General features: G+C 29.3%; 15 protein-coding genes. 3 read left to right on the forward strand and 12 right to left on the reverse strand.

What is annotated here, in order from left to right:
* Window positions 1–142: 142 nt before the first annotated feature.
* Window positions 143–1,234, reverse strand: a complete 1,092-nt coding sequence (gene ychF, locus ACW9UN_RS12185; RefSeq protein ID WP_459486569.1) for a redox-regulated ATPase YchF — start codon at window positions 1,232–1,234, stop codon at window positions 143–145.
* 155 nt (window positions 1,235–1,389) lie between these two features.
* Here ychF and ACW9UN_RS12190 point away from each other — a divergent pair, with 155 nt between their 5' ends.
* A complete protein-coding gene (locus ACW9UN_RS12190) occupies window positions 1,390–2,892 on the forward strand; it encodes a carboxypeptidase-like regulatory domain-containing protein (RefSeq protein ID WP_459486570.1) in 1,503 nt (500 codons plus the stop codon).
* 248 nt (window positions 2,893–3,140) lie between these two features.
* Here the strand turns inward: ACW9UN_RS12190 and ACW9UN_RS12195 are convergent, their stop codons facing one another.
* From ACW9UN_RS12195 to ytxJ, 7 genes are all read right to left on the reverse strand, one after another.
* Window positions 3,141–3,416 (reverse strand): hypothetical protein, encoded by a 276-nt coding sequence (locus tag ACW9UN_RS12195; RefSeq protein WP_459486571.1) that lies wholly within the window; start codon window positions 3,414–3,416, stop codon window positions 3,141–3,143.
* Between the two features lie 75 nt (window positions 3,417–3,491).
* A complete protein-coding gene (locus ACW9UN_RS12200) occupies window positions 3,492–4,460 on the reverse strand; it encodes a deoxyhypusine synthase family protein (RefSeq protein WP_459486573.1) in 969 nt (322 codons plus the stop codon).
* A 143-nt stretch (window positions 4,461–4,603) separates the two neighbouring features.
* Window positions 4,604–6,127: a carbon-nitrogen hydrolase family protein gene (locus ACW9UN_RS12205; RefSeq protein WP_459486574.1), complete on the reverse strand. Its 1,524-nt coding sequence runs from the start codon at window positions 6,125–6,127 to the stop codon at window positions 4,604–4,606.
* A 9-nt stretch (window positions 6,128–6,136) separates the two neighbouring features.
* Window positions 6,137–7,081: an agmatinase gene (speB, locus tag ACW9UN_RS12210; protein ID WP_459486575.1), complete on the reverse strand. Its 945-nt coding sequence runs from the start codon at window positions 7,079–7,081 to the stop codon at window positions 6,137–6,139.
* A gap of 17 nt (window positions 7,082–7,098) precedes the next feature.
* A complete protein-coding gene (locus ACW9UN_RS12215) occupies window positions 7,099–8,547 on the reverse strand; it encodes a type III PLP-dependent enzyme domain-containing protein (protein WP_459486576.1) in 1,449 nt (482 codons plus the stop codon).
* Window positions 8,548–9,028: 481 nt separating this feature from the next.
* Window positions 9,029–10,579, reverse strand: a complete 1,551-nt coding sequence (locus ACW9UN_RS12220; protein ID WP_459486577.1) for a DEAD/DEAH box helicase — start codon at window positions 10,577–10,579, stop codon at window positions 9,029–9,031.
* Window positions 10,580–10,638: 59 nt separating this feature from the next.
* Window positions 10,639–11,040: a bacillithiol system redox-active protein YtxJ gene (ytxJ, locus tag ACW9UN_RS12225; RefSeq protein WP_459486578.1), complete on the reverse strand. Its 402-nt coding sequence runs from the start codon at window positions 11,038–11,040 to the stop codon at window positions 10,639–10,641.
* A 158-nt stretch (window positions 11,041–11,198) separates the two neighbouring features.
* On the opposite strand from ytxJ, the gene clpB reads away from it, so the two are divergent.
* Window positions 11,199–13,805 (forward strand): ATP-dependent chaperone ClpB, encoded by a 2,607-nt coding sequence (clpB, locus tag ACW9UN_RS12230; RefSeq protein ID WP_459486579.1) that lies wholly within the window; start codon window positions 11,199–11,201, stop codon window positions 13,803–13,805.
* 88 nt (window positions 13,806–13,893) lie between these two features.
* Window positions 13,894–14,391 carry a SixA phosphatase family protein gene (locus ACW9UN_RS12235; RefSeq protein ID WP_459486580.1) on the forward strand — a complete coding sequence of 166 codons (498 nt, stop codon included), beginning with the start codon at window positions 13,894–13,896 and terminating at the stop codon, window positions 14,389–14,391.
* Window positions 14,392–14,411: 20 nt separating this feature from the next.
* Here ACW9UN_RS12235 and ACW9UN_RS12240 read toward each other — a convergent pair whose 3' ends face one another.
* The 4 genes from ACW9UN_RS12240 to ACW9UN_RS12255 all read right to left on the reverse strand — a co-directional run bounded on the left by ACW9UN_RS12240 (window position 14,412) and on the right by ACW9UN_RS12255 (window position 17,836).
* Window positions 14,412–15,014, reverse strand: coding sequence for an MCP four helix bundle domain-containing protein (locus ACW9UN_RS12240; protein ID WP_459486581.1), 603 nt, complete (start codon window positions 15,012–15,014; stop codon window positions 14,412–14,414).
* A 113-nt stretch (window positions 15,015–15,127) separates the two neighbouring features.
* A complete protein-coding gene (locus ACW9UN_RS12245) occupies window positions 15,128–15,427 on the reverse strand; it encodes a hypothetical protein (protein WP_459486582.1) in 300 nt (99 codons plus the stop codon).
* A gap of 124 nt (window positions 15,428–15,551) precedes the next feature.
* Entirely contained in the window at window positions 15,552–16,187 is a 636-nt protein-coding gene (locus tag ACW9UN_RS12250) for a response regulator (protein WP_459486583.1), read from the reverse strand.
* Window positions 16,188–16,189: 2 nt separating this feature from the next.
* Window positions 16,190–17,836 carry a sensor histidine kinase gene (locus ACW9UN_RS12255; protein WP_459486584.1) on the reverse strand — a complete coding sequence of 549 codons (1,647 nt, stop codon included), beginning with the start codon at window positions 17,834–17,836 and terminating at the stop codon, window positions 16,190–16,192.
* Window positions 17,837–17,864 lie beyond the last annotated feature (28 nt).

Consider the following 17,864-nt stretch of genomic DNA (forward strand, 5'->3'; position numbering starts at 1 on the left):
TATATTTGAAAACAGGATTAAACTATGAAAAATCTAATCCTGTAATTTTTAACTTACACACTTGATGGGAAAGTGTCTAAAATCAAAAAAAAAGTCTCAATAATTAAATTGAGGCTTTTTTATTTTTATAACTACTTTATGTTTATACGTTGAATCTAAAGTGCATTACATCTCCATCTTTAACAATATACTCCTTACCTTCTACTCTCATTTTACCAGCTTCTTTCACTTTAGCTTCAGAGCCGTATGTTACATAATCATCATAAGAAATGGTTTCTGCTCTAATAAATCCTTTTTCAAAATCTGTATGGATTACACCAGCAGCTTGAGGCGCTGTTGCACCAATAGGAATGGTCCAAGCTCTAACCTCTTTAACACCAGCCGTAAAATATGTTTGTAAATTTAATAATTTGTATGCAGAACGAATTAAACGAGAAACACCAGCTTCTTCCAAACCAATATCTTCTAAAAACATTTGGCGTTCTTCATAATCTTCTAATTCAGTAATATCAGCTTCTGTGCCAACAGCTAAAACAATTACTTCTGCATTTTCATCTTTAACAGTTTCTTTTACTTTATCTACATAAGCGTTTCCTGAAACCGCTGAATTTTCATCAACATTACAAACATACAATACTGGTTTAGCTGTAATAAATTGTAAAGATTGTACAAACGCTATTTCTTTTTCATTAAAATCTAAAGCCCTTACAGAAATCCCTTGCAATAAGGTTTCTTCTACTTTTAATAAAACTGTCAATTCTGCTTGCGCCTCTTTATTGCCAGTTTTTGCAGTTCTTTTTACACGTTCTAAGCGTTTTTGAACAGTTTCTAAATCTTTTAATTGCAGTTCAATATCAATGGTTTCTTTGTCTCTGACAGGATCAATGGAATTATCTACATGAATAACATTATCATTATCAAAACAACGTAATACGTGTAAAATAGCATCAGTTTCACGAATATTTGCCAAGAACTGATTTCCTAAACCTTCACCTTTACTTGCTCCTTTTACCAAACCAGCAATATCTACAATTTCTACAGTTGCAGGCAGTACTTTTTCTGGTTTTACCAATTCTTCTAACTTTTCTAAACGTGAATCTGGCACATTTACAACACCTAAATTAGGTTCTATAGTACAAAAAGGAAAGTTTGCACTTTGGGCTTTTGCATTCGATAAACAATTGAATAATGTTGATTTTCCTACGTTTGGCAATCCTACAATTCCGGCTTTCATATTGTATAAAATAATAGTTTATAAACGGTTTAACTTAAATTAAGATAACTATTCATAATTTTTTCAGAATGCAAATATAATACTTTGTTAAAGTTAAATGTTGATTTATTTGTAAATCTAAAAAATGTATACTTTTCAAAAAAATTAACTTAACTATGATTAAAAAATTACAGTACCTTATTTTATTTTTCTACGGATGTGTAACAATTCAATCTCAAATTGTAAGCGGTAAAATTATTAGTAAAACTAACGCTAAACCAATTTATAGAGCAGCTATTGTTACTGACTTACAAACAGGAACAGAGTCAGATAAAAATGGTGATTACAAACTACAAATAAAAAATGTAAAAACGGTTACGTTTTCTTGTTTGGGGTTTGCATCCAAAACCTATACTATAAAGGACTTGCAACAACTAAACTTCTTAGTAGCTTTAGACGAAAATATTGATCAGTTAGATGAAATTCAACTTAATCTTACGAAAATAAATTTAGACTCTCTATTGATAAAAACTAAAAAAAGGATGCAAGATCGTTTTATTTCTGAAGCCATTCAAGGACGTATTTATGCTAAAGAATACTCTGAAATCGACTTTAAAAATTTAGATTTATCCTTAGAGAAAAGCACTTTACTAAGCCGAAAATCGCGAAAATTAGCCGAAAAAGAATTGATGGCTTATGCAAAAAAACTCAGAGAAAGTAATCCAAAAGTTAGTTCTGAATTCTTTGGTACTTTAAAAGCGCAAAAAAAATATTCAGAAAAATGGAAAAAAGATATTAATTTCTCAGTAATTGACACCATTAAGGGGATTACCTTTCTTGATAATAACAAAAATATTACGTTAAAAACTGCTCAAAAAAGTTTGCAAAATATCGTTTTAAAACACTTAGACACAAATAAAACCTATAAAATTAATTCTGGTTTATTTAGAATAGAAGATTCACTTTCGTTAAAAAAAATTATTACAGAAACAGATTCTTTAGCTAGCAATAATTCTTTTAATAAAAATTACCCTAAATACTATTATAATGATGCTTATAGTAGTGCTTCCTTTTTTAAATTAGATAATAAAAGTAACTTTTTAAGCCCAAAATACTATGAACATTATTTAGATAAAAATGAGTTTCTAGGCAATAACATGTTTTACTGCATTAATTTTAAACCTAGAAAATCTAAATCAAAATTTAGTGGAAAAATTTATATTTCACCTAATAACTATACCATAAAAAAGATAACTTACTCTTATGCAGAAGATAAAAAAGGATTTAGCCTTAATTTAAAATGGGTTTTGGGGATTAAAGCCTCTCAGACTGTAAATACCGCCACTATTTATTATGAAACAAATCTTGATGGCAAAGTTTATGTATCTTACTTTAAAGAAACTTTAGGAAATTATGCGTATGTACATAGACCCATAAAATTTAAAGAGAATTCTAAGGAAAAAGAAAAAGTGAAATTTGATATTAAAATAGAGGTCAATGTGTTATCTGATAAAGAAGTTTTATTATCAGACATTCAAACTATTAAAAAATCAGAAATTGAATTTACAAAGAAAAATCGACCTATTAAAAAAATACCCTATATTTCGATTGACGAATACAATACAACCATTTGGAAAAATAGAGCGTTAATTGTTGATTATTTAAAAGCCTACGAATAATTGGTTTTAAGCCTATCAATCTGGAGTTTTATCACCAAAACCTTACCTAAAATAATTACAAAAGTTAAGGGCAGCTGTCTGAAAAGTAAATTTGTATATCATTTTATACAAAGTCGAAAAAACCATACAAATAATTTTATCAATAAATAATTTCTCCAATATAGTCGAAACGACATGTTTTAATACTTTTCAGACAGCCTCCTGTTTTTGGTGATAGCTAAAAATTAGTTTACAATTGTTTTCTAATTCTAATCTTCATCAGTAATATTTACATCAAAATCATCATTATCTTCAAAGAAATCTTCATCATCTGCATATTCTTCCATTGCTTCTTCTAACCTGGTACTAATTTTAACTAAATAGTCAGTATCTTCTGTTTTTACTTCTACAGCCTTAATGGTTTCTCCTTTTGCATTTTTAAAAGAAATAATATCACTGTAATCATAACCATCTGGATATTTTTCTATTAATAAATCTAAAATGTCTTTTGTTAATTTTGCGTACTCTACAATTACTCTCTTCATTTTAAGAATTTTTCAATAAGTTTTATTAGCAATATTTAAAATTAAAAAATAAAATTCAATAAAACTTAAACGGGTTTACATTTCTAATAAATATGCAAAAATTAACGGAGCCACAATGGTTGCATCACTTTCTATGATAAATTTAGGCGTATCAATATCTAATTTACCCCAAGTAATTTTTTCATTGGGTACAGCACCAGAATACGAACCATAGCTTGTGGTTGAATCTGAAATTTGACAGAAATAACTCCAAAATGGTGTGTCAGTTCTTTCCATATCTTGGTATAACATTGGCACAACACAAATTGGAAAATCACCTGCAATTCCTCCTCCTATTTGAAAGAATCCAATTCCGTTTTTAGAATTTTCTGTATACCAATCTGCCAAAAACGTCATGTATTCAATACCAGATTTCATAGTAGATGCTTTTAACTCTCCTTTTAAAACATAAGAAGCAAAAATGTTTCCCATTGTAGAATCTTCCCAACCAGGAACTACAATTGGTAAGTTTTTTTCTGCGGCTGCATACATCCAAGAATCTTTGATGTCAATTTCATAATACTGCTCTAAAACACCAGACAATAACAATTTATACATGTATTCATGTGGCAAATAACGTTCTCCATTCGCTTCTGCTTCTTTCCATATTTTTACAATATGTTCTTGTATTCTTCTAAAAGCTTCTTCTTCTGGTATGCAAGTATCTGTAACTCGGTTTAAGCCTTTTTCTAACAAATCCCACTCTTCTTGTGGTGTTAAATCTCTATAATTGGGTACACGTTTGTAATGAGAATGTGCCACCAAGTTCATGATATCTTCTTCTAAATTAGCACCTGTACAAGAAATGATTTGCACTTTATCTTGGCGAATCATTTCTGCAAAAATTTTACCTAATTCTGCTGTACTCATTGCGCCTGCTAAAGAAACTAACATTTTAGATCCTTTATTTAATTGGTCTTCATAGCCTTTTGCAGCATCTACTAAAGCAGCAGCGTTAAAGTGTAAAAAGTATTTTTCTATAAAATTTGTAATCGGTTTTTTCATTTTATTATTTTGTTTGATAAAATTTCTAAATATTCTCGATACGATTTTTCGAAAAAGAAAAATCACTCGAACTGACAGTCCTTTCTTTAAGTGATTATTTATTTAGAGATTTTATCGGTATTCTATTAATTAATTATTTTTTTTTAAAGTTTTTTAACTTCGAAGATGTCTTTTCTTCTATCTTTTAAATTACGTACACTACCAAACTGATTTAAATCTTTTAACAAATCTAAATCTACATCAGCAATTAAAATCATTTCGGTATTTGTAGTGGCTTCTGCTTTAATTCCGTTTGCTGGAAACGAAAAGTCACAAGGTGTAAATACCATGGATTGTGCATATTGTATGTCCATATTATTTACCTTTGGCAAATTACCAACACTACCAGCAATGGCTACATAACACTCGTTTTCTATGGCTCTTGCTTGTGCACAATGACGCACTCTAGAATATCCATTTTGCGTATCCGTTAAAAACGGAATAAACAAAATATCCATGCCTTCTTCTGCTAAAATTCTGCTGAGTTCTGGAAATTCTGAATCGTAACATATTAACACACCAATTTTACCACAATCCGTATCAAACGTTTTTAGCTCATTTCCACCTTGCATTCCCCAAACTTTGGCTTCATCTGGGGTAACATGCAATTTTTCATAACGCTCTGTGCTACCATCTCTTTTACAGATATACCCCACATTGTAAAGCAAACCGTCCTTAATTTCTGGCATACTACCTGTTATAATATTGATGTTATAACTGATGGCCAATTCAGAAAATTTCTGAACAATACCTGGTGTATATTTTGCCAATTCTCTAATGGCTTGCGATTCTGGTAAGTGATTGTTATCTGCCATTAAAGGCGCATTAAAAAATTCTGGAAACAATGCAAAATCAGAACGATAGGCAGAAACTGCATCCACAAAATATTCTGCTTGTTGCATCAATTCTTCCAAATCTTTGTACAAACGCATTTGCCATTGAATTAAACCCAAACGTACTACTTTTTTCTTTGTAGCTGCTTTTTTAGATTTTTTCTCGTAATAAATGTTGTCCCATTCCAATAAAACTGCAAATTCACCAGAATTTTCATCGCCTTCTAAATATCCTTTTAAAATTTTTGAAGGATGAAAATCGTTAGAAATTTGAAAATTTAAAACAGGATCATTTATTTCTTTGCGTTTTACTTTTTCGATATATTCTTTAGGCGATAAACTTGTTGCATACTTGTGGTAATTAGGAATTCTACCACCAAAGGCAATTCCTCTTAAATTCTGCTTTTCTGCCAACTCTTTTCTGTAATCGTACAATCTTCTACCCAGGCGTAAACCTCTGTATTCCGATTTTATAAAAACATCAATTCCGTATAAAATATCACCATTTTCATCATGCGTATCAAAGGTATAATTATCAGTAATATCTTTATAAGTATGCTGATCATCAAAACTATCGTAATCTAATTTTATAGACAATGCACAACCTGCTAACTCTCCATTTATTTTGATAACTACTTGTCCTTCAGGAAATTTATCAATCAACGTTTTAATTTGATTTTCTTTCCAATAGGCATCTGGCATACTTGCATACGCTTGAATCATTGCAGCTTTTAACGCTTTATAATCATCTAAAGTTAAAAACTGCAATTCGATATTTTCTATGTTTTTTATCATTATAGAAACTTAAAAATCGTCGTCATCGTTTTTAAACTTTGATAATTTACTAAACGGATTTGTGTTGTTGATATCATCTCCAATATCATAAGTATCATCATTTGAAGCAAACTTATAGCTTAACATTTTGTAAAACAATTTCGCTGCTAAAAAGTCTGAAGATTTATCCATTTCATTAGGACATAATTCTACCATATCAAAACCAACCACATTTTTTTGTTCAAAAACTTGCTTTAAAAACTCTAAAGTTTCGTAATAAAATAATCCACCTGGTTCTGGAGTTCCTGTTGATGGCATTATTGATGGATCTAAAGCATCTAAATCGAACGTTATAAAAACGTTTTCAGTTAATTGATCAATTACTTCATCCATCCAATAATCATTGCTAGCCATATCGTGTGCAAAGAAAACTTTATCAAGATTCATGCTTCTTTTTTCAGAAATATCCATACTTCTAATTCCAACTTGCACTAAATTCGTTGTAGAATTGGCCTCGTAAACAGCACAAGCGTGGTTGCATGTAGAACCTTCGTATTCTTTTCTTAAATCTGCATGAGCATCTATATGCAACACCGTTAAATTGTTAAAACACTCATTAAAAGCTCTAATTGTACCAATAGAAATGGAATGTTCTCCTCCAAAAACAGTTACAAATTTATTTCTGTTAATGTATTTTTTGGTGATGTCATGTACAGCATCTACCAAAGTTTCTGGAGATGCATTTTCTGTAATTGCGTCTGCCAAATAAACACCTTCTTTATACACTTCAGAATCCGTTTCTATGTCATACAATTCCATGTTTTCAGAAGCTTCTAAAAAAGCTTGTGGCCCTTTATCTGCTCCTTTTTGCCAGGTGCTTGTTCCATCATAAGGAACAGGAATTAATACAATTTTAGATGTTGACAGTTTTCCATATTCTTCGGAAATTCCTGCATAAGTATTACGCGTATTCATTTTGTTATTTTTTGAAGTTAAAAAACTTCTGCTTTTATTAATTTTTCTGATTCTATGTTGTTTTCCTTGGCGTTTTCATATCCTAATATCGATAGTAATTCGCTACTTTTTTGTTGTTCTTTAAATATGCTTGTTATCAAGTTTCCATCTTGATCTCTATCAATAATTAAATGTTTTGGATGCGGAATTAAACAGTGTTGTAAACCGCCAAAACCTCCTATAGATTCTTGATAGGCTCCTGTATTAAAAAAACCGATATAAAGCGGATTTTCTTTTTCGTAAACAGGTAAATAAATTCCGTTAATGTGTTGTTCTGAGTTGTAGTAATCATCACTATCACAAGTTAATCCGCCTAAAAGCACACGTTCATATTGTCTGTTCCATTTATTAATTGGCAACATTATAAAACGTTTATTTATAGCCCAAGCGTCTGGTAATGTTGTAATGAATGATGAGTTGATCATGTTCCAACGTTCTCTATCATTTTGCTTTTTTTGATATAAAATTTCATAAATAGCAGCACCAGATTCGCCAACCGTAAAACTACCAAACTCCGTAAAAATATGAGGTACTTCTACTCCTGCTTCATCACAAGCTTGTTTAATTTGATTAATGATTTCGTCTATCATATATTCGTAATCATAATCAAAACCCAATGAATTTTTAATCGGGAAACCACCACCAATGTTTAAGCTATCTAAACTCGGGCATACTTTTTTTAGGTTGATGTAAACATTTAAACATTTCATCAATTCATTCCAATAATATGCATTGTCTTTGATACCAGTATTGATAAAAAAATGCAACATTTTTAAATCAACTTGTTTATTACCAGCAATTTCACGTTCGTAAAAAGAAACAATATTTTTATACCCAATTCCTAAACGAGAAGTATAAAATTCAAATTTTGGTTCTTCTTCGGATGCAATTCTGATTCCAACATGTAGTTTTTTATCAGTTTCGTCTAATAAAAGGTTTAGTTCTTCGTAATTGTCTATAATCGGAATGCAGTTTTGATGTCCGTTATTGATTAAATCTCCAATATTTTTAATGTATTGATCGCGTTTAAAACCGTTGCAAATAACATAAGTATTCTCTTTTATTTTGCCTTCTTTTTTTAAACTGTTTACAATATCAATATCAAAAGCAGACGAAGTTTCTATATGTATTTCGTTTTTTAAAGCTTCGTTTAAAATGTGTTTAAAATGCGAGCTTTTTGTGCAATAACTGTAAAAATATTTGCCTTTGTAATTGTGTTTTTCAATACTATTTTGAAACCATCCTTTTGCTTTATTGATGTTTTCTGAAATTTTTGGCAAATAGGTAAATTTTAATGGAGCTCCGTATTTGGCGGTTAATTCCATTAAATTAATGCCATGCCAAAATAATTTGTTGTTTTCCGTTTTAAATTCCTCTTGAGGAAAATCGAATGTTTGTTCGATTAAATCTTTGTATTTAGTGTTCACTTGTTTTTTAAATTAATTGTATGATAAATCCACCTAAACTAAAACATATCAACATTTTAGAATAGAAATTATAACCTTAGAAAAAGGGTGATTATCACTGTAATATTTGCAAGTAAACAACATGCAACTTTGAGAAAAGCTGCAATTCTTGAAGAAAAGAAAATGGAGATACCTTAATTTTTTCGTTGCATTTCCAAAATGCAATGTACCCTCCATTCTCCAATAAAGAGCTACTTCCGAAATAAGAAAAACTAAACATTTTACTTAACAATAAGTATTGTAAAAGTAAATTATTTTTCAATACAAAAAACAAAATCAAAAAAAAAGTAAAAAAATAATGCGTTTTTATTTTTCCCTTTAAACATAAGGCTTTCAACACAAAAGAAATTCTATCGCAAAGGAAATAAACTTAAGAACAAGCCAAAACAGAAAAGATAAAACAAAAAAAACGCTGAATACTCAGCGTTTTTTTAATAATAATTTATTCTTCTATTGGTGGATGACCATGAATTTTCTCATAATCTTCGTCGAAGTTTTCTCTTAGATAAGAATTTAGTTTTTTTCTGTAATCGTCTTTTAACCAAGTTACAAAGTTGTGTGTACTTTTAGAAATACATTTTGCGTATCTGTTTATTCTATCGTCTATCTCCTCACCTAGCATTTTAGCTAAAATTAAGGCATCAAAAACATCTTCGCTATTTTCAATACACATTTTTGCGTGGTGAACAATCGATTTTTCTAATACTCTTTTAGAAGATTCTCCTGAACGAATGGTATCTATGTATACTTTTTTCATATCGAAATAGGTATCTGTAGATTTTGCAAATTCTTTTTTAACATCTGCAGGTAATTCGTATCTAAAAGTGCTTTCTATTTCTTCATCAGAAAGAATGGCATTTAAATAATAATCTGGAGCTCTAAACATTTTTTGCCAATCTAAATCAGCGCCCCAAGGTCCAAATCTGTAAAAGTTGTTACCTAAATCAACAACATCAAAAGTTGTTCTGTTTTTATATATACGAGAACCACGACCAATCATTTGATAATACAGAGTTAACGATTTTGTGGCTCTATTTAAAATGATGGCTTCTATACTAGGCTCATCAAAACCTGTAGTTAAAATACTCACAGAAGTTATGATTGCATTTGGTGTTTTATGAAACCAACGTAAAATTAATTCACGTTCTTTTTTGGTATTGGTATTATCTAAATGAGCTATTGGATACCCTGCTTTTTTAAATGCGTGAAACACCTGAATAGACGTATTAATACCATTGTTAAAAATTAATGTTTTCTTGCCTTTTGCAGTTTCTTCGTAAGCAGAAATTAACTTAGAAAGCATGTCTGAATTTGTATATAAATCCTCTGAAGATTTTACAGTATAATCTCCATTAGCACCAACCTCTAAAGAAGTTAATCCCACATTATAAGAATACATATTTGCTTTTGCCAAATAGCCACTATCAATCAAATCTTGAATAGATTCACCTACAAACAATTCTTGATAGTTCTCATACATTGGCAGTTTAATATTAGAACTTAAAGGTGTTGCTGTAACTCCTAAAATAAAAGAGTCATTAAAAAACTTAAATATTTTTGTAAAAGAGTTATAATGCGCTTCATCTACAATTACCAAACCAATATCAGAAATGTCTAATTTATCGTCATTTAAACGATTTTTTAAGGTTTCAACCATAGCCACAAAACAATCAAAATCTTTCTGATCATCTAATTTTGCGGTAGAATTGATAATTTTATTGCTTACACCAAACTCTTTTAACATTCTAGAAGTTTGTTTACTTAGCTCAATTCTATGCGTTAGCACTAAAACTTTCTTTTTAAATGTTTCTAGGTAACGCCTTACAATTTCTGAAAAAATTACTGTTTTTCCTCCACCTGTAGGGAGTTGATACAATAAATGATAATCTTTAGGTGCATTTTCAAATCGTTTAAATATCTCATGCAATGCATCTTTTTGATATCCATATAATTCTTTACCTACAATTTTATTTGAAGTATTTGTATCTGCCAAAAGTTAAAAAATTTAAGTAACAAAAATAAGATTTAAATAAGGTTTAATGCAAGTTTATGTTATATAAATGTTGATAAATCTGTTTCTATGATGTCTTGATGTGATGCATTATATACAGAAACTTCATTTTTAATGACCAATAATTGTGGAGATTGATGCATCACTTGAAATCTAGCTGCTATTTCTGAAGAAATATCTCTATAATTTAGTAAGTCTAAATAGTAAACTTTCAGTTTTTGATGATCTTCTGTAAATAATTTTTCGAATTGCTTGATAACCATGTTACTAATACCACATCTGGTAGAATGTTTAAAAATAAAAATTGGTTCTGTTTTAGACTGATTTTTAATATCTTCTAATTGCTCTAAAGAGCTTAATGGAATCCAATTTAGAAATGAATTACTTTCTTTTTTAGATGATTTACCTTCTTTTTCTCCAAACATTTTATTAAATAAGCCCATTTTTATTATTTTATTTGTACAACAAAGATATAAAACTTTTACGCGTCAAAAAGTCAGTTTTTAAAAGGATTTTAAGACAAAATGACACGACCTCTGTATAAATTAAAGGTGGTATTATTATTGACACATTGTAATTGTAAAAGAAAAACTTAAAAAAAATGAACTTTAATAATTATACAACAAAATCACAAGAAACCATACAAATGGCGCAGCAAATTGCGCAAGGTTATGGGCATAATCAAATAGAAAACGAACATATATTTAAAGCATTAACTCAAGTTGATGAAAATGTATTGCCTTTTTTATTAAAGAAATTGAACATCAATATTAATATTGTAAATCAAATCGTAAACAAACAATTAGAAAGTTTGCCTAAAGTTTCTGGTGCTGAATTAATGCTATCTAGAGAAGCAGGTAAAACTTTAAACGAAGCGTCTATTATTGCTAAAAACATGAAAGATGATTATGTTTCTATAGAGCATTTAATTTTAGCAATTTTTAAATCGAAATCTAATATTGCACAGGTTTTAAAAGACCAAGGTGTTACAGAAAAACATTTAAATTCGGCTATAGACGAGTTGAGAAAAGGAGAAAGAGTAACCTCTCAATCTCAAGAAGAAACGTACAATTCTTTAAATAAATTTGCTAAAAACCTAAACGATTTAGCAAAAAACGGAAAATTAGATCCTGTTATTGGTAGGGATGAAGAAATTCGTAGACTATTACAGATTTTATCACGTAGAACAAAGAATAATCCAATTTTAGTGGGAGAGCCTGGAACAGGAAAAACGGCGATTGCAGAAGGATTAGCACACAGAATTGTTGATGGTGATGTACCTGAAAATCTAAAAGATAAATTGATTTTTTCTTTAGATATGGGGGCTTTAATTGCTGGCGCAAAATACAAAGGTGAGTTTGAAGAGCGTTTAAAAGCGGTAATTAAAGAAGTAACCACTTCTGATGGAGATATCGTTTTATTTATTGATGAAATTCACACATTAGTTGGTGCTGGAGGTGGACAAGGTGCCATGGATGCTGCAAACATTCTAAAACCTGCTTTGGCTCGTGGAGAATTGCGTGCAATTGGTGCTACTACCCTAGATGAATATCAAAAATATTTTGAAAAAGATAAAGCTTTAGAACGTCGTTTTCAAAAGGTTTTGGTAGATGAACCAGATACTGAAAGTGCCATTTCTATTCTTCGTGGAATTAAAGAAAAATACGAAACACATCATAAAGTGCGTATAAAAGATGAGGCTATTATTGGTGCTGTAGAATTATCGCAAAGATATATTACCAATCGTTTTTTACCAGATAAAGCTATTGATTTAATGGACGAAGCTGCTTCTAAATTACGAATGGAAATCAATTCTAAACCAGAAGAACTGGATGTTTTAGATCGTAAAATAATGCAACTAGAAATTGAGATTGAAGCCATTAAACGTGAAAAAGATGAAGTAAAATTAAAATCTTTACGTTCTGATTTGGCAAATATTAAAGAACAACGTAATGAAATTAATGCCAAATGGAAATCTGAAAAAGAAGTTGTAGATAATATTCAAAATGCAAAATCGAATATCGAAAACTTTAAAATTGAAGCCGAAAAAGCAGAACGTGAAGGAGATTATGGTAAAGTTGCCGAAATTAGATATGGTAAAATTAAACAGGCTCAAGAACAGTTAGAAGAATACCAGCAAATTTTAGCAGAAAATCAGAATGGAAATTCTTTAATTAAAGAAGAAGTTACTTACGAAGATATTGCTGAAGTTATTGCAAAATGGACAGGAATTCCTGTTACTAAAATGATACAGTCTGAACGTGAAAAACTCTTAGTTTTAGAAAATCAATTGCATAAAAGAGTTGTAGGGCAAGAAGAAGCTATAATTGCTGTTTCTGATGCTGTTAGAAGATCGAGAGCTGGTTTGCAAAATCCGAATAAACCCATTGGTAGTTTCCTGTTTTTAGGTACAACTGGTGTAGGTAAAACAGAATTGGCAAAAGCACTTGCAGAATATTTATTCGATGATGAAAATGCCATGACACGTATAGATATGAGCGAATATCAAGAACGCCATTCTGTAAGTAGATTGGTTGGAGCGCCTCCAGGATACGTAGGTTATGATGAAGGAGGACAATTAACAGAAGCTGTAAGAAGAAGACCTTATTCTGTGGTACTTTTAGATGAAATTGAAAAAGCGCATCCAGATACTTTTAATATTTTGTTACAAGTGTTAGATGAAGGAAGATTGACTGATAACAAAGGTAGAATAGCAGATTTTAAAAACACCATTATTATTATGACTTCGAACATGGGAAGCCATATTATTCAAGAAAAATTTGCAGACCCTAAAGCTGATGTTGATGCTGTTACAGAACTCGCAAAAATTGAAGTACTTGGATTGTTAAAAAAATCGGTAAGACCAGAATTTTTAAATAGAATTGATGATGTAATTATGTTTACTCCTTTAAACGAGTCTGATATATTTGAAATTGTAAAATTACAAATAGAAAATTTAAAGAAAATGATTGGCAAACAAGAAATTACCTTAGATGCTACTGATGAAGCCATAACCTATTTAGCAAAAAAAGGGTATCAGCCAGAATTTGGGGCAAGACCTGTAAAAAGAGTCATTCAGAAAGAAGTATTAAATCAGCTTTCTAAAGAAATATTATCGGGTAAAATTACTACAGACAGCATTATTCTTTTAGATGCTTTTGATGATAAATTGGTCTTTAGAAATCAGTCTGATTTGGTAATAAATTAAAGATTAAAATTGGGGGATTTTGAAAAGTGGTGTTTTAAAAAACATCACTTTTTCTTTTTTGATTATATTCGTCATCAAAATCAACCTAATGAAAAAATATTTCTTTCTTTTTGTATTTATTTTTAGCCTTTTAATTTCCTGTAGTTCTGGTGATAACACAACGTATTATTTAATTCGCCACGCAGAAAAAGACAGAACAGATCAATCCAATGGCAACCCAAATTTAAATTTTGAAGGCGAAAAAAGAGCGCAACGTTGGGCAAATTATTTTGACGATATTAAAATTGATGCGGTATACTCTACCAAATATTTTAGAACCATGGAAACTGCAACGCCAACAGCCATGACCAAGAAATTAAGAATACAATACTACGATCCAAGAAATATGTACGATTCTGTTTTTAAAGCAGAAACGAAAGGAAAATCTGTTTTAGTTGTTGGGCATAGCAATACAACACCCGCTTTTGCTAATAAAATATTAGGAAATAATATTTATGAAAATATGAATGATAATGACAATTCTAGCTTATACATTGTAACTATTTCTGGTGATAAAAAAGAAAGCAGAATTGAAAAAGTTGAATAATAAAACAAAAATATTTTTTGTTATTCTTTCTTTTTAGGATTATAAATAATTATAATTTGCACAATAACAGCTAAGAAAACTAAAAAATAAATTTCAATTTGAGTAAATAACTCTATTGTAGAGAGTGCTTTTTTACTGACCGACATTAATCTACCTCCTTCTCTAATTTGAATTTCAGACAAATTTTTAAGGCTCTTTTTTATTTGTAAAATAATATTTAGGTAGTTTTTACGATTGGCACTATTTACGTCGTTTAAACTGGCATTTTCTAACTTTGTTAGTGCGCTGATTTGTTCTTTTAAATTATTAAAAACATAGCTTTCTTCTGTAGTTAAATTTGTTTGTTCAAAACTAAAAAGTAATTGATCAATCTCTTTATTTACACTACTATTTTCATGCTTAAAAAAATCTAGATCACTACTAACAATTGCAACTTCTTTAGTGTTAATTTTATTAGAAACTTTAAAAATTAAATCTTTGGCAATAAGTCTATCTTCATAAATAGTAATTGCAGTGTCTTTTACTCGTGTAAAATTATCTTTATCGATTAAGTTTGTTGTAATTATTAACACAAAAATTATTAAAACCCCTAAAATCCATTTTATTTTATCAAAAACTGTCATTCTTAAAACCTTTTAAATTAATTAATATATTTAGAAAAACCTCAAGATAAAAAATCTTGAGGTTTTATAGAATAACATCTGTTATAAAATTAAGATGCTAAACAACAACGTTTTTATTGGTCGTCTCTCCAAGGTTTATAATTCTTATATGCTGGTCCAGTAAGTTTGCTTCTTTTACTAGAAACTACTACAATTTTTGTTTTTTTACTGTTATCTTTCCAAGGCTTATAGTTTTTATAAGCAGGGCCTTTTAAGTCTTTTTTATTAGTACCAACAAAAATTGGTGTTGGTTCAGATTTATGTTCCCAAGGTTTATAATTCTTATATGCTGGCCCTTTTAAATCTTTTCGTTTTTGTGCAAAAATAGATGTTGAAATAAAAACTAATGCAAATACTAAAACTAAATTTTTCATGTTGTTGTTGTTTTAAAGTTATGCCAAACACTATTGTTTAACTACTTCAAATTTACACATGAAACCTAGGTTTTTGTGATATGAGAAAATTGGTAATTTTGTATCCGTATTTATACGGATACAATTATAAGAGTTTATAATCTGCTGCCTTTTTAATAAGCTCAGCAGTATTTTTAACTTCAATTTTTTTTAAAATGTTAGCTCTATGCGTTTCTATTGTTCTAGTACTTACAAATAAGCGATTGGCAATTTCTTTAGTTGTATTACCTTTGGCAATTAATTTAAGTACTTCTGTTTCTTTATTGGTTAAAATATTGGCACTTATTGGGTTTTCTGCCATAAAATTTATCATTTTTTCAGATATTTCAGCACTAAAATATTTTTTACCATTGGCTACTGTTCTAATACTGTTTAGCAGCTCTTGTTCGTCTGCGTTTTTTAATAAATATCCGTAAGCACCATCTTTTGCACATTTGGCAATATAATTACCTTCATTATGCATAGAAATAATAATTGGCTTTGCCTGCGTATTGATTTTTTTGATTTTTTTTAGCACTGTAAAACCATCTAAATTTGGCATGGTAATGTCTAACAAAATAATATCAATATCGTTTACTTTTTGTAAGATGTGCAACAATTTTTCTCCATCAGAAACAGTATCAACAATAAGAATATCTTTATTTTTTTTAAGTAATTCAGATAAACCTACTCTAAAAAGATCATGGTCGTCTGCTATGATTACTTTTATAATTTTATCCATATTTATATTGGTAATTCAATTACAAAAATAGTACTACCATTATTGGTATTTATGTCTATTTTTCCATTAAAAATTTCTACTCTTTCTTTTATGTTTGTTATTCCAGAACCTAATTTTATTGTTTTTAAATCAAAACCGCAACCATTATCAAAATAGTATAAAGATATAAAATCATCAAACTCAGAAAGCGTAACAATTACTTGGGTAGCGTTTGCGTGTTTTATGGTGTTATTGATTAATTCTTGAACAATTCTAAACAGATTTACAGCTTGTTTGTTAGCAATATTTGAATCATTTTTTTTAGATAAATCTTCAAAATTAATTTGAATTTGTACAGATAAACTTATCGCATCAATATAATTTTTTAGGGTAGCTCCTAAACCAAAATCCTCTAAAGTAGATGGCATTAAAGCGTTGGTCATAGACCTTACCTCTGTAATTGTGTCATCAATTCTATTTTTTATTTCTTTTTTATGCCTATCATTATCTACATAATTTTGAACATAAAATTTTAATGATGTTAAAAAAGGGCCAATACCATCATGTAATTCTCTTGCTAATTTTCTGCGTTCGTCTTCTAACCTTTCTACTAAAATCCTTTTATTTAAAAGATTTATTTTTTGTTCTTTATTTCTAAATGCAATTAATTTTTGACGCATTTTTAAAAGTGTATGACCCAATAAATCATCTGAACTTTTAGGGTTGTAGGTTGATTGTAAATTCATGTTTCCTATCTCCACAGAAAAATCAACAGCACCAGAAAGTGCCACTTTAAGACTGGTTAATGCTTCAAACATTTCGTTAATTTCTTTAGGTTTTTTTGAGAAATTACTTACACTACTGTCATCAACATAATTACCTTTTGCCATCACCATTAAATTTTCTTTCATTTTAATGATTGGGTTTGTAATTATTTTGGTTAAAAATAAAGAAAGAATTACAGCAAGAATAAGAATACAAATTATAATGGCAAATAGTTTATGACGCATTTCTATTAAAGGTATTTCAACTTCTTCAACATCCATTTCAGATAAAATACCCCACTTTAAATTAGATATATTTATAGGTTGATAAGCACTATACACATTAATGCCTCTATAATCAGGGAAAATACCCGTTTTTTTTATGCCTTTAATGGCATTGATTGCTCCTTTTGTTTTACAAACAATACTATTTGGAGTTTTACTAGGAAAAAAACGAGATTGTGAGCGTAATCTATAATCGTTACCTACTAAATAAGATTCACCACTTAAACCCATTCCTGTTCTTTCTAGCAAAATATCCTTTATTTTTTGATATGGTAATACACTTGCTATTCTTTTCCCTTTTTCTGTTTTTATAAAAGTGATTGATGTTTCTTTTTTAGGATGCAAATGTGTTAAATCATAAATTCCTGGTGAAGTATATTTATCTTTTGGAATATCAAATTCAATAACATTGTATACAGAGTCTACTTTAAAATTTTCCCATTCAGAATGTAATAACTCTTCAAATTGAATGTACTTTAATGTTTTTATGGAATTTAATTGTTGTAAAACACGGTCGTCTAAAACTTTTGAAAACTCCTTATAAAATATTGCTGATATAAATAGCACAACAAATACAACTAAAACATTAATAATAATCATTATCCAAGTTCTAATATTCATTCGTAAAAAGTTGTTGTGTATATTTATA

It is taken from the genome of Polaribacter litoreus (assembly GCF_054584775.1).